Consider the following 14,194-nt stretch of genomic DNA (forward strand, 5'->3'; position numbering starts at 1 on the left):
ACGGCACCCAGAATTAAAAATAATTTTTTTTAGTATGTTTGAAGACAGTGTGATCTTACATCGGGCTATGCAAACTGGCGCTATGGGGTACATCAGTAAAAGCAGCTCGCCAGAAATATTGATATCAGCGATCAAAGTCGTTGCAAAAGGGCAGAAATATATTGAGCGAGAGCTAGCTGTGAATCTAGCCAATCAACTTCTAGATACCAGCGTCGATATCGCCACCAAATTAACAAAACGTGAGTTTGAGATATTTATTGCTATTGCGATGAATAAATCCCGCTTTGATATAGCCGATGAATTAGGTTTATCGGCTAAAACTGTGTCAAACGCACTCACTGTAATAAAGCGAAAGCTTGATGCTGTGCCTTCTCAGTTTGCGGCGATTGCCACCAAGCACGGATACATTGGTGATGCAGAACTGTCGGCTTCTCAATCTGTGCCAATTATCGACAATAGTGAGAAGTAGCCATAGGTTTACCCTCCTAAAGTAGGAGTCAAATCGGTCTATCGCATCATGGTAGGCACTGCGTAAAAGTACCATTATCAAACTACTCAACAAACCAAGTTACTGCGCGTGGTACGCGCAACGTTTTCAAAAGGTATCTCTTATGATCTATGCAAAGCCAGGAAGTGAAGGTTCAGTTGTAAGCTTCAAAGAAAGCTACGGTAATTTTATCAATGGCGAATGGGTAGCGCCGGTTAAAGGTGAATACTTTACCGCAACGTCTCCTGTTGATGGCAGTGATATAGCGCAAATTCCACGTTCAACTTCAGAAGATATAGAGCTTGCGCTAGATGCAGCTCACGCTGCTAAAAAAGGCTGGGCAGAAAAATCTGTAGCCGAACGTTCAAACGTTCTTCTTAAAATTGCCGATCGCATCGAGGAGAATCTTGAACTACTTGCAGTAGCCGAAACATGGGATAACGGTAAGGCCGTACGCGAGACGCTTAATGCTGATATCCCACTTTGCGCTGACCATTTCCGTTATTACGCAGGCTGTATACGCAGCCAAGAAGGCACTATCGGCGAAATTGATAAAAATACGGTAGCGTATCACTTCCATGAACCTTACGGTGTAGTTGGTCAAATTATTCCTTGGAATTTCCCGCTACTTATGGCCGCCTGGAAGCTTGCACCGGCGCTTGTGACAGGTAACGTAGTTGTCTTGAAGCCAGCTGAGCAAACGCCTGTTTCTATCTTGTTGTTTGCGGAGTTGATCCAAGATTTACTTCCACCAGGTGTCCTTAATATCATTAATGGCTTTGGAGCAGAAGCCGGGCAGGCTCTTGCAACTAGTACTAGAATTGCAAAAATTGCATTCACAGGCTCTACGCCTGTTGGTGGTCACATCCTTCGTTGCGCTGCTGAAAATCTCATTCCATCTACGGTAGAACTTGGCGGTAAGTCGCCAAACCTATTTTTCCCAGATATTATGGATCACGAGCCTGAGTTCATCGATAAGTGTGCTGAAGGGTTGGTGCTGGGTTATTTCAATCAAGGTGAAATATGTACTTGTCCATCACGAGCAATTATTCACGAAGATATCTACGATGCCTTTATGGAAAAGGTCTTAGAAAAGATTCAGAAGATAAAACGTGGCAACCCTTTAGATACAGACACCATGGTGGGGGCGCAGGCCTCTAATGAACAATTCGATAAAATTCTTAAATACATCGATATAGGTAAATCGGAAGGCGCTCAGGTAGTAACCGGTGGAGAGAAAGAGCAGCTACCTGGTTTCGATGATGGTTACTACATTCAGCCTACTATATTGAAAGGCGAGAACCATATGCGAGTGTTCCAAGAAGAAATCTTTGGGCCTGTTATCGCTGTTCAAACCTTTAAAACAGAAGAAGAGGCAATTGAACTTGCTAACGATACGAGCTTTGGCTTAGGAGCGGGAGTTTGGAGCCGTGATGCTAATGTTGCGTTTCGTGTAGGAAGAGCAATTGAAGCCGGCCGTGTTTGGACAAACTGCTATCATCTTTACCCTGCGCATGCTGCTTTCGGTGGCTATAAAAAGTCAGGCATTGGCCGCGAAACCCACAAGATGATGCTAGATCATTACCAGCAGACGAAGAATCTATTGGTAAGCTATGACATTAACCCGCTTGGTTTCTTTTAAGTAGATGGAAGGGCGGCGCCACACTGCCGCCCGCTATTGATATGCGTATCGCATTTTTTTCACTCATTTTTTTGTTACTTCTTAGCGCAAGTGTGAACGCGCAATCTGACGCAACAGACATTCCAAAAGACATTCACCAAATATTCCCTAACGCTACACGAGTAGGGGAAATGCACACCGACATAAAAGTGACGCCTGTCTATCAGCTTCAACAATTACTCGGGTATGTCTTCGAGTCGAATGACTTTGTTGATTTTATAGGATTTTCAGGCAAACCCGTTAACGTGGTAATAGGGGTAGATACCCAAGGGAATTTCGTTGATCTTTTTGTAAAGCAGCACAGCGAGCCAATTTTTTTGCATGGTCTTGGCGAGCAGTCTATGTTCGATTTCGTTGCGCAATACCAAGGGCATAGTGTTAAAGAGCGCTTTATCATTGGTGGAAAAAGCAATGTAGGAAAAGACGCTACATACTTCGATGGGGTTACTAAAGCTACTGTATCAGTGCTGGTAATCAACGATACTATTGTGACAGCAGCACTAGCGGTTGCCAGAGCTAAGCTAGATGGGTTTGTCGCGCCTAGCAATAATATAATTAATCCAGAGTTTTACGAACCTCTTACTTTTAGAGAGCTGGTGGATAAGGGCTATATTCAAAGGCACCTGATTACTCGACAAGACACGAGAGATCTACCGAGAGAAGTGGTTCGAGCGGTTGACGACATTCAAAGCGAGTTTGCTCTTGACGGTGACATCATCGCCGAACATTACTATGCGTTTTTAAGTCTTCCTATAGTGGGGAAAAACCTATTTGATGAGAAAGAGTTTACGCGGCTACAAGAAAACTTAAACCCGGGCGAAATGGCACTGTTAGTACTAAATACGAAGGGGTTCAGTTTTATTAGCGATGAGTTTATTCCCCAGACCACGCCAGAGCATTTACGCATATCCCAAGGGGGCTTTCCCACAGCTATCCGCGATATCGATTTTTACAGTTTTTATGACCCTGCATTTTCACAGACATTGCCCAAGTACAACGAGATCAAAGTACTTCGAGTAAAGTCGAAAGGCGGATTGTCACTTGATCAAGAAATGGAAGTCGCGATTAGTGTGCCGTTTAAGCCAAGCTTCTTCGAGCAAGATGAGCATATGTTCCCTATGAAGGTGACGCTGCCTAGTGAACTATTTATGGAAAATTCTGAAGCTCAGTTAGCGAAACCCATTCCGTTATGGCAGAAAATTTGGAAGGACAGAACCTTACAGATAAGCATCACCGTTGTTTATCTTGTTGCGCTGTCGTTGTTTTTTGCATTTCAGCAAAGTTTAACGCCTTACACGAAGTTTGTGCATACAGTGCGGGCATTTTCCCTTGTGTTCGTGCTGTTTTTTATTGGTTTTTACGCCCAAGGGCAACTGTCTGTCGTCAACATATACACACTGCTACTGGATATTGTCGATGGATTTTCGTTAGAGGTATATCTTCTCGATCCGGTTATTTTTATTTTGTGGAGCTTTGTATTTGCCTCGCTGTTTATTGTAGGGCGGGGGCTCTTTTGTGGCTGGCTTTGCCCCTTCGGCGCACTCCAAGAAATGATGGGGATTTTGGCTGAAAAACTCAGGATCAAGCAAATTAGAATTAAGCCTCAGCACCACAAACGGGCGCAAAAAATTAAGTATGTATTACTTATTGGATTAGTTTCGTGCTCATTTTATTCGCTAAACCTTGCTGAGAAACTCGCTGAAATTGAGCCTTTCAAAACTTCCATAACCTTGCACTTTGTTCGATATTGGCCCTTTGTATTGTATGCGGTTTTATTGCTGTTACTTAGTTTGAAAATTCATAAGGTTTACTGCCGTTATTTATGTCCGCTGGGAGCAGGGCTTGCCATACTAGGACGCTTTCCCTTAGTTAAGTTACTCACCCGAAAAGACGCCTGTGGTAGCCCTTGCCAGCTGTGCAAACAAAAGAAATGTGGTATTGATGCTATAGAACAAGACGGCAGCATTGACTATGCTGAATGTATTCAGTGCCTTGAGTGTGTGGTTACGTTAGATAACCCTGACTTGTGCAAAATAGATAAATATAAAAAGAAAAAGGTGCCAACTCGTGTCAAAAACCTCAATCCTGTCCGCACTTAGTCAACCTGCTAATAGCAAGGTTAACAATGACAACCAAGCTAGCTTGTACGGCGCTAAAGAAGCCTGCCGCGATGTGGCCAACGAGATTTTAGCTAACGTTAAGTGCGATGAAATAGAGTTATTACTCTTTCACACCAGCACGTTGTTTGACTTAGACACAGTAGCAAAGGAAATCACTACACGTTTTCCGCACGTAAACATTGTTGGCTGTACCAGTGCTGGAGAATTTAATAAAAATGGCTACGGAACAGAAAAGCTGTTGGCTGTCGCGTTTTTGAAAAACGAATTTTCTATTGCCACGGCGATGGTGCCAAATTTAGGTGAAGTAAATTTTGATGAAGCCCATGATATCGCCAGTGGTTTGCGCCGAGCCTTACAGGGGAGGGAACGTCGCTACGATACAGAGCAGCACTTTGTTATTTCCGTGCTAGATGGGCTTACCCGCCATGAAGAACACTTTCTTGAAACCTTTGCGACTGCGTTTGGAAATATTCCTCATCTAGGCGGCAGCGCTGGCGACGATTTAAAGCTAGAAGCCACCTATGTGTTCTACAATGGTGCATTTCATCGAGACGCCGCCGTATTGCTGCTTGTTGGCACGGGAAAGCCTTTTACCGTTTTCTCAATTGACCACATTAACTCGCCAGTATCGAAGCTGGTGGTAACCCATGCTGATCCTGAATCGCGAACCGTTTATGAGATTAACGGTGAACCCGCTGCGCAGTATTACGCAAGCTTGTTGGGGATGAAAGCAGAAGACTTAACGCCAGATGTTTTCTCGCTCTTCCCATTAGCAGTATTAGTGGGGGGGAAATATTTCATTCGCTCTATTCAAAAAGTAGATTTAGCGACCAATGCAATTACTTTTTACTGCGCAGTAGATATAGGCATTATTCTGACCTTTGTTCAGTTGGGCGATTGCATAGAAGCATTAGAAGGTAAGCTAGACAAACTTCGATCTCAACTCGGAGAACCTGAGTTTGTCTACGCTTGCGATTGCTTCCTGCGAAGGCTCGAAATTCAACAAGGCGAAAATGACAACGAGATTAGACGTGTACAGCAACGATACAATATAGCTGGATTTAATGCGTATGGTGAACACATACACTCTGTTCATTTAAATCAAACGTTTACGGGGGTGTATTTTGCAGCCCAATAAGCACTTTATTGACGTGGAAGCACTTCAAAATGAGCTTCGCGAGCAAAGACGTGAAAATGAAAAACTAGAAAAAATTAACGCTGCACTTATGTATCGAATGGAAGAAGGTGGATTTAATCATCACAGTTACCGCGCATTCGAGCACTCGGTCCAGCTTTCTGAAAAAGTAAGTCAGAAAACTGAAGAACTACAGTCTGTCCTGCAAAAGCTTGAGCAGTCTAATGCAGATTTAGTGCGAGCTCACGAAGAGACTCATCAGGTTAAACAACGCTTACACGATGCTATTGAAAGTACTAATCAGGCAATGGTATTGCTTGATAAACTTGGCGGGATCATCTTCTTTAATCGACATTTCGAGACAGTTTGGGACGATCTTTCCATTACCCCAAAAATTGGCGATAACTATTACGATATCACTCAATCTGCTAAACATTCTGGCGTTATCCGCCGTGCGTTGCCTGCAGACGTAGAGGGTAGAATGATTTATCAGTTGTTGAATAGACGCTGGTATCAGGTGACAAACAGACCCACCCAAGAAGGCGGCAATGTTATTTTGTTTAATGATATTACTGAAGTAAAACTGCTTGAGTCGAATCGTTACGAGCAAGTCATTAAAGAGAAAAACAAGCTACTGCAAAGCCTTATCGACAATATCGAAGTGGGAATATTGCTGATTGATAAAGAGGGCGGTATCGCGTTTTGGAATAACACGTTTTTGATGCAATCAAACGTACCAAAGCACGTATTGGTGAGCAGCAGTAATATTTACGCCCTTCAAAATAATCGGCACTGGAGCGGGCTAAATTTAAATCCAGTAGGACCGAGCACTCAGATTATCCGAGAGGACCTAGTGGTTGAACGCAACATCACCACTCTGCCTGATGGCAATACATTGTGTGCTTTTACCAATGTTACGTCTCAGCATTACTATGCGGAAACCTTGAAGCAAAACGAAAGCTGGATCCGCATGATCACTGATAATGTGCCGGCTCTTATTGCCTATATAGGCACTGATAAGAAGTTCCAGTACACCAACAAAGGCTATCGCGATTGGTATGGCGTCAGTGAGCAAGACATCATCGATATGCCAATGAACCGCAGCCACCTTAAAGATGTTTACCCCAATCTTGTTCAGTATTTGCGTCGAGTTAAGCAAGGCGAGGTGGTGAGTTTTCAAAGCAAGGAAAAAAACGCCCATGGCGACGTTGGCTTTTTACAGAAAGTATATTTGCCTCATTTTAATGAGTCGGGAGATATTACGGGGCACTTCGTATTGGCAACCGACATCTCTCAGCAGGTAGAAAGTCAACTTCAGCTTAAAGCGGCGAAAGAGCAGTTAGAATCAAATGTTGAAAAGCGTACGCGTGAGCTCAATCACGCTAATATTGCTCTTCAAGAAGCGATCAATTCGAAAAGCAAATTCTTAGCAGCGATTAGCCACGATCTGATGCAGCCCCTTAGTGCCGCCATATTGTTTAACGAAACATTAAAAGATCAAGTAGATAGCTCTTCCAGCACTATAGTTGCAGCCCTCGATAATTCACTGTCTGATTTGAATGGCCTAATCCGTACGCTTATAGAAACGTCAAAACTTGACGCGGGAGTGCTACAGCCTGATAAACAACAAGAGAATGTATTGCCACTGCTTATGCAGCTAGCTGAGGAGTTTACGCATATCAGCAAAGATTATAACGTAGACTTTCGCTATCGCTTAAAAGAAGCCTATGTGGTGACCGACGTAAATTTACTATCGCGAATATTGCGAAACTTATTAATAAATGCAATGAAATACGGTGCCAATGGCAAGGTACTATTGGCTGCAAGAGAAGTGAATAAAACCCTAAAAATAAGTATTTATGATCAGGGCGTGGGGATAAGTGAAGAAGATCAGAAAGTCATTTTCAAAGAATTCTCTAGGTTAGAAAACGATTTCAACTATTCATATAGTTTGGGGTTGGGTTTATACATCGTTGATAAAATGAGTAAATTGCTACAGCACGATATTAGAGTGCGCTCGAAAGAGGGGGTTGGCGCATGCTTTACATTATCATTACCGATTACAGAGGTTAGTGATACAAACCAAGAGCAAGATTATCTATACACGAGTAAGCCTTCGCTTCCTGACTACGTCCTAGATAAAAGTATTTGGCACATAGATAACGATGCCAATATGCGTATTGCAATGCAAAGCTTGTTCGCGAATTGGGGAATGGAAGTCGAAACCTTTTCAGGTTTTGATCAATGTAATGCAGTAAATAGTGGCAGTTTCGACGAGTGCGACATGCTTATTGTTGACTATCATTTAGACGAAAAGGATACCGGTTTAGACATTGCAAAACGCGTCAGAAGACTCGAACCCTCAATGCCTATCATGATTTGTACAGCTAATCATTCAACAGCGTTAGCGAATGAACTTGAAGGGACCGATATTCAGCTGTTGCACAAACCCATTAATTCATCTGTGCTTAAAGCTGCATTGGTGTCGAGCCTGAACGGCTAAGAGTAAAAGCAGGTGACGGTTTTTCTATTCGCCTCTAACCTTTAGGTGGAAAGAAATCGTTAAATTTCCTTTTAGACAAGAGGCTAGCGGAAAAATATAGAGGGGACTAGTGCCATAGGCCGCTAAGGGCTGCACGCTTTGATTATTGCTGCCCCGCGAGTTTATTACTGGCAAAGTCGCCTAATTAAAAACGTATTGGTTGAAGTCGATATTCGCGGCACTGGCCACTACTTTCACTCGATTGCTAGCACCCAACTTTTTAAGAATAGACGAAACATGAGATTTAACCGTAGTTTCAGAAATATTAAGTTCGTAGGCAATCACTTTATTAGCTAATCCTTGAGTTAAGTACTTCAACACGGTCAGTTCTTTTCGGGTTAATGAGCGAATTTGCTCTGGCGAAATACCATTGTCATTGGTCATGCGGGTTCTAGTAGATGGTGTTCTCAATATCTCTGATGGTAAACACACATTCCCTTCAAAAATGCTTTCAATAGACGTGGCAATTTCTTCAATTTTGCTGCTTTTTGAAATAAAGCCAACAGCACCATAAGAGATGGTTTGCAGAATATTTTGTTTTTCCGTTTCAGCGGAAATTATGACCACGGGTACATTAGGGTGTTGGTTTCGAATTTCTAAAAGCCCGTTAAGACCACAGGTTTCTGGCATATTTAAATCGAGCATGATTAAGTCGAAGCTTGCGTCTTGCTCAAGTAAAGTTAACGCTTCAGAAATTGAATTGGCTTCGAGGGTTTCTGAGTCGGGAAACTTTTTCCCTAGAATAGTAATCATTGCGTGACGAAAAATAGGGTGATCGTCAATTATCAGGATACGGTGCATCGTCTTCCCCTCAGCTAAAAAAGCGACATTTGCCGCGGGCCTTGTGGTTTGGTTGGGCTGACGTTTTACTCACATAATAAGTGTTTTTTGTAAGACAAAATTATGGTGCGAATAAAACGTTTCTAAGTGACCAAATTGTCTTAAATATTAAAAGCTAAACTGTCACTTAACTTGTTCACAATGTTAACATTAATATAACATTTATTCAGGCTTATTAGACCAAAGGCTTATAATATAAAAGCGGGAACGACCCGTTCGGAAGAGACTTTTGTTCTATAGCTCATCAAGTAGCTGTTGCCTTTTTTGCGCGTATTCTTTTTCACTAATCAATTTTGCCTTTTTTAGTGCGTCTAAGCGTTTAAAACGAGCTATAACCTCGTCTTCCGTGGGTAATGTGGCTGAAATGGATTTGTCTCTGGTAGTGGGCGTGTTTTCCCTATTCGGTGGGGAAAATTTTTCCTCTCTTTTTGTGGTTGCTAACGCTAGTTGAGTAGGTGCAACAACCCAGTCGAAGCGATTTTTTGTTTTTAATTCAATGCCAGAAACGGAAAAAGAAACGGGGCGATTAAATGAGAATTTTGCTCTTTCTCGTTTACCAAAATTAAAGTCGTATTTCACCAGGCCTTGAGATGTGGGATCGTAAGCCATTTCGTATGCGTTATTAGCCACTTTATCGTACTCGCCAATTAGAATGTTAAGTTGGTTGTCTGCTACGAAGATACTGCCTGCAACGTAATATGTTTGGGTTTTAAGACCTGCCAAATAACGCTTTTCTTTACCTAGGGCGAAGATTACGTCTTGCTGACCACTAGCTTGGCTTAATGCCCGAGGTAAATGAGCGGCTAGTAATTTAATCTGTTCACCTGAAAAAAGCGGCGTTGACGAATTTTTGTTTTTAACTACCTGTATCGCACTGAGAATCGCGGCAACATCCTGCTCGTGCAGCGCAAAAGGGTGTTGGTTAGCACGATCTTTAGTTTCTGTTTCGTCTGGCTTCTCAACTAGGGTAATGAAATTGTTTTTGTCCTCTTGAAATATAACTTGGGCGTCAGCGCTTTGTACTGATGTTATGAAAGCTAGTACTACAAGAATTAAACTAGTTGACTTTAATGAAAATAGAGACGTATTTTTCATGCTCTTTCCTTTTCAATAGGAATAGCGAGAGTGAATCTCGCTTTTTTCTATTTCATAACTTTTTGAACTTCATTTTAAATTCTATTTTAATAAAATATGCGCTTTGATTTTCATATTTTAAACATTGAAAAGGCGAATTTCACAAATATAAAATAACAGAAAAAATAAAATGAATTTCAATATTAGATAAATGAATGATCTTTTAAATCACGACTAAAAGAATACAGTGCCACCCAGTTGGATAAGAGTTAGGTCCTCTGCACTGTTATAGATAGTTTGCGCTGCTTGTGAACCATCAATATCTAAACTGAGATTTTCATATTTCGCATACACCAAGAAGCGCGAGCCAAAATATTGTTCTGCTGCAATACCCCACTGACTAAGCTCTGAGCCGGTAACGCCATCTAAATGAGCCATGCCGTATTGGTCGTTATAACTTGCATATTCTGCGTAAAATGCTGAATCACCAAAGCGATTAAACTGTTTTCTAATGCCAGCTTTGAAGTAATAGGCATCTGTATCATCACCCGAACCAACAATAGCATCGTCAGCTTCTTCCGTCTGGTAAGTGGCTACCCCAAACACGCCGGATTCGATGTGCATTACACCTGCTTGCATTTGTAGAGTAGTTGAACTGTTGCCGCCAACATTACTGCCGCCATCTTTGTTCACTGAGTAGCCTGCGTGAAGATTGGTTTTAAAGCCTTCATGTTCAGCAGCGTATTTCACCGCAACATCAAAGATTTCATCGTTTGCATAACCTACGGCAATACTAACGTTACCCATCTGAGGTAGGTCGTAGCGTACGCCGTTGCGATAAATACCGTTACAGTCTAGCCCTATACCCAAGCCAGGCGTAGCCAAACATTGGGCAAATTGCCCCCACGCTACGTTTGTCGAGCCTTCTTCGACGCCTCGAATAAAGAAGCCATTAGCTCTAAATAATGGAGAGATTCCTGACCAGATAGTGCCAGACGGATCGGCTAGAACGGCAATATTATCGGTGGGCAAACTTTGTAAACCAATAGTGACTTTACCCCAATCACCGCCAAAGTAGAGGCTGCTGCCTAATAGGCCAATATCGCCGCCATTAAAGGTATCTAAATTATCCTGGTTTGCAAATAGAAGGGGAGTTTGATGGCCACCACCGGCATAGTTTGGTGCGCCAGAAAGAGGTTCAATAATAACTTCAAAACCTACGTCTAAACCCTGCTCTTCCAGTTTATAATTCCCGGAAAGCGTAATACGGCTGCCCAGTGTAGTACCATTGTCTGAAAGTTGTGCCACGTCACTACCTACACCGTCGTCGTAATAAGTTAAGCCTTCATTGATCCACCCCGAGATATTCCACGAGTAGGGCTCGTCTTGGGCAAAACTATGGCTACTAACGGAGCTTAAAATGGCAATAGATAAACAGGTTTTTGTAAATGTGTTTTTTTTCATTTTACTGTCCCAATATTGGTAGTGTTGATTAATTTCAGTGGCTTTTTGTTTTTATTTTCGACTGGTTTAATGCTTTCGGTATCCAGTAAATTGATAATAAGTTCTGTAGAATTTTGAACCATTGGCCCTAAGGCGATTTAATCTCCTTCTTTAGTAGCGGGAAAATTAATTTGATAGAAAATGAAAACGCGACTCATTAATGGAAATAAGTCGCGTTTTTTTTATTTTTTGATATTTGAAAGCGTAGTAAAGATCAGCTCGATGTTAAAATCTCGCTTTTACATTTACACTGACCATTCGCGGCTGTGCTGGACCAACGAACTCTGCGCCTTCTACATCGGGATAAATGTCCTCTAACACTTCATCCGCCTCGCCATAAGTGCCAAAGGTTTCATAGTCTTTGTCGAACACATTGTTCACACGTAGTGATGCGGTGAATGTGTCGTTGAAACGATACGATGCATAGACGTTCGCAACAACGTAGCCCTCAATTTTTTCGTTCTCATTGGCCTCATCGCCTCTAAAGTATTGGCTAGATGCAGAAATTACTTCCGCCCCTAATAGCGCTTTCTCCGTTAAGGCGTAATCTGCGTAAAGCTTTACTAAATGCTCTGGTTGACCTGGAATTTTGTTGCCCGGCGTGACTAGCCTGTCCGGCCCCTGAGGGTTAAAGGGACTAAATGACGTAAATGTTGATTCATAGGTTGCATCTAGATAGTTATAGTTCAAGCGGTACGTTAGTTTCTGCCACGTAGAACCGATACTAAACTCAACACCCTGACGCTGAGTTTCGTCAACATTGATAAAGTATCCGCGAGAAGCAACAGAGCCAGCCTGTTGGAAGATAATGTCGTCCTTACTTCTACTATGAAAAACATTTAGCATAAGGTCGATGTTATTGATGTGCGTAGTGTAGTTCGCTTCAATGGTTTGGGTCACCACCTGATCAAGAGGAGGATCGGCTACAAATCCGTTCGGAAGGCGGCACGGGTCGTCTTCATCAGCACAGCTTAACTCCGCTGGACTTGGCGTTCTGGAAGATTGGCTGATTGCTAGGTTCAATTGGCTTTGCTCATCAATGGAAATGTCTACGCCCACCGCTGGGTTAAACTGGGTAAAACGGTGATTGCCGTCTAATGAACCTTCTCCGTCATCAATCAGGTCTTCCATAACAATATGGTCTCGGTTAAAACGTCCACCAAGATTGAGTGATACGGCTGAAGAGAGCTGAGTACTATTCATGAAAAATAGCGACCATGCGGTGGTGTCTACATCTAATCTTACTCTGGCTTCTTGTGCCATGAGCCCATCGATGGGTAAAACGGTGCGTGAGTCTTGTGCAGATTCGTTTTCCAAAATACCAAATGTAGTATCAGCGGCGTAGTTAACATCTCCTTTGGTGTAGCTGGCACCTACAATAAACTCTGAGCTGAAGCCGCTTAAGGCATATTGTTTGGCTAGCTGAAAAGATAATCCAGTAGCTTTTGCATCTGTGCGGCCTGTGTTGTAGGTGCCGTCAAGTTCATCTGCGTCCACATCTGATATATCAGCGAGCGCAGTGTCGTCATCAAAGCCAATAAATTCAACCGCCTCTATATCATCGCCTTCTCCCACAATAGGCAAGTCGTCATCATCGTCGTCGCCATCACCATCACTATCAAGCGGATCATCATCATCGTCATCATCTTCGAATTCACAAAGTGTTACGCGTCCATCAGCGAACTGGCAGGCACCGAAATCACTGTCATCGCCGTTTATTGACTGAGTTTGTGTGTCGCGATAAAACATATTTGCCGTTAAAGATAAGGTGTCAGTTAAAACAAAGTCACCGGTTATATTAACGTGCGTAAGTTCGTTGTTAGTCTGATCGGGGTGGGTGTAGACCGCTTCTCTCCCTTCAATATCGAGTAGTTCAATAGGCGACGCACCGTTGCCGAGCAACTCGTTATCGGCAAGCAACAAGTTCATGTCGATATACATCTTGTCACTTTTATAGGCAAGCGATGTAAAAACTTGTTGAACTTCGGAAGGTGAATAATCACGCCAGCCATCTTCCTCATAGTGATTCAGGTTCACATAATATGCCCAGTGATCATTATGACCACCCGATTCTACAGAAGCGGCTTTTTGGCCGAATTGCCCTGCCTGTAAATCGATTTCATTGGCGTCAAAACTAAACCCAGTTTTTGTTTTTAGCGCTAGTGCACCACCTAACGTGTTCTGACCAAACAGCGGGTTTGAACCAGAGTATAGAGAAACGGTATCTATAGCATCTAGAGGCATTAGATCCCAATGCACGGTATCGCCAAACGCTTCGTTCACCCGACCGCCATTCAAGTACACCGAAATGCCCTGAGGAAGGCCAAGCAAAGGAGAGGCAGTAAATCCACGATATTGCAGATCCGGTTGGAACGGGTTGTTTTGAACATCGTTCAGATTCACGCTCGCCAGCTGGGTTTTTAACAACTCTGGCAATGAGCGGTTGACGCTCCCTTCTATGTCATCTTGAGTCAGTGTTTGAACGTTTCCGAATACAGCAGAATTATTGCTGTTAGCGCTAAGTGGCGTCGCTCCCTGTACCTCTATTACCTCGTATTGGTCTAATGTATCGTTAGCGCCGGCGGCAGCGCTAAACGCATAGGTTACCGCGCTCGCAATAATCGCAAGAGCAAATGGTGAATGAGAAAGTTGATATGTTGGCTTTTGTGCAAAGTTTTGGCTAATGCTTTTGGTAGAAATTCGCGTAGGCATGGTTTTGACTGCTTCGTTATTATTTATACTCTCAGTATTGCCTTAAGCATTCCTTAAAAATATCCTCCTTAAGTGGGAGGAAGTATCATAAATTGGTAGC

The 14,194-nt window shown here is 42.8% G+C and carries 9 protein-coding genes; 5 read left to right on the forward strand and 4 right to left on the reverse strand.

Features of this window, described 5'->3' with window-relative positions; all coding sequences use genetic code 11:
• The 5 genes from KL866_RS05930 to KL866_RS05950 all read left to right on the forward strand — a co-directional run.
• The coding region (locus KL866_RS05930; protein WP_214993968.1) for a response regulator transcription factor at window positions 1-469 on the forward strand (469 nt) is incomplete at its 5' end.
• Between the two features lie 142 nt (window positions 470-611).
• Window positions 612-2,129 (forward strand): aldehyde dehydrogenase family protein, encoded by a 1,518-nt coding sequence (locus tag KL866_RS05935; RefSeq protein WP_025254133.1) that lies wholly within the window; start codon window positions 612-614, stop codon window positions 2,127-2,129.
• A 41-nt stretch (window positions 2,130-2,170) separates the two neighbouring features.
• Window positions 2,171-4,267 (forward strand): 4Fe-4S binding protein, encoded by a 2,097-nt coding sequence (locus tag KL866_RS05940; protein ID WP_214993970.1) that lies wholly within the window; start codon window positions 2,171-2,173, stop codon window positions 4,265-4,267.
• Window positions 4,236-5,426, forward strand: a complete 1,191-nt coding sequence (gene nosP / locus KL866_RS05945) for a nitric oxide-sensing protein NosP (protein ID WP_025254135.1) — start codon at window positions 4,236-4,238, stop codon at window positions 5,424-5,426. The genes KL866_RS05940 and nosP overlap by 32 nt, the downstream gene beginning before the upstream one ends.
• Window positions 5,413-7,926 (forward strand): ATP-binding protein, encoded by a 2,514-nt coding sequence (locus tag KL866_RS05950; RefSeq protein WP_214993972.1) that lies wholly within the window; start codon window positions 5,413-5,415, stop codon window positions 7,924-7,926. Before nosP ends, KL866_RS05950 begins: the two co-directional genes overlap by 14 nt.
• Window positions 7,927-8,106: 180 nt before the next feature.
• Here KL866_RS05950 and KL866_RS05955 read toward each other — a convergent pair whose 3' ends face one another.
• The 4 genes from KL866_RS05955 to KL866_RS05970 form a co-directional block, all read right to left on the reverse strand.
• Entirely contained in the window at window positions 8,107-8,766 is a 660-nt protein-coding gene (locus KL866_RS05955) for a response regulator transcription factor (protein WP_025254137.1), read from the reverse strand.
• A 273-nt stretch (window positions 8,767-9,039) separates the two neighbouring features.
• Entirely contained in the window at window positions 9,040-9,900 is an 861-nt protein-coding gene (locus KL866_RS05960) for a hypothetical protein (RefSeq protein ID WP_025254138.1), read from the reverse strand.
• 213 nt (window positions 9,901-10,113) lie between these two features.
• The gene (locus KL866_RS05965; RefSeq protein WP_025254139.1) at window positions 10,114-11,343 is read right to left on the reverse strand and encodes a hypothetical protein; all 1,230 of its coding nucleotides are present in this window, start codon (window positions 11,341-11,343) and stop codon (window positions 10,114-10,116) included.
• Window positions 11,344-11,607: 264 nt separating this feature from the next.
• Entirely contained in the window at window positions 11,608-14,094 is a 2,487-nt protein-coding gene (locus KL866_RS05970) for a TonB-dependent receptor (protein ID WP_214993974.1), read from the reverse strand.
• Window positions 14,095-14,194 lie beyond the last annotated feature (100 nt).

Origin of the sequence: Alteromonas sp. ALT199, assembly GCF_018619335.1 — a bacterium.
Taxonomy (GTDB): domain Bacteria; phylum Pseudomonadota; class Gammaproteobacteria; order Enterobacterales; family Alteromonadaceae; genus Alteromonas.

Excerpts from the sequence above, each read along its gene's own strand:
- KL866_RS05935 (WP_025254133.1), top strand. The coding sequence starts at position 612 with ATGATCTATGCAAAGCCAGGAAGTGAAGGTTCAGTTGTAAGCTTCAAA.
- KL866_RS05965 (WP_025254139.1), bottom strand. The coding sequence starts at position 11,343 with ATGAAAAAAAACACATTTACAAAAACCTGTTTATCTATTGCCATTTTA.
- KL866_RS05960 (WP_025254138.1), bottom strand. The coding sequence starts at position 9,900 with ATGAAAAATACGTCTCTATTTTCATTAAAGTCAACTAGTTTAATTCTT.
- KL866_RS05970 (WP_214993974.1), bottom strand. The coding sequence starts at position 14,094 with ATGCCTACGCGAATTTCTACCAAAAGCATTAGCCAAAACTTTGCACAA.
- KL866_RS05940 (WP_214993970.1), top strand. The coding sequence starts at position 2,171 with ATGCGTATCGCATTTTTTTCACTCATTTTTTTGTTACTTCTTAGCGCA.
- KL866_RS05955 (WP_025254137.1), bottom strand. The coding sequence starts at position 8,766 with ATGCACCGTATCCTGATAATTGACGATCACCCTATTTTTCGTCACGCA.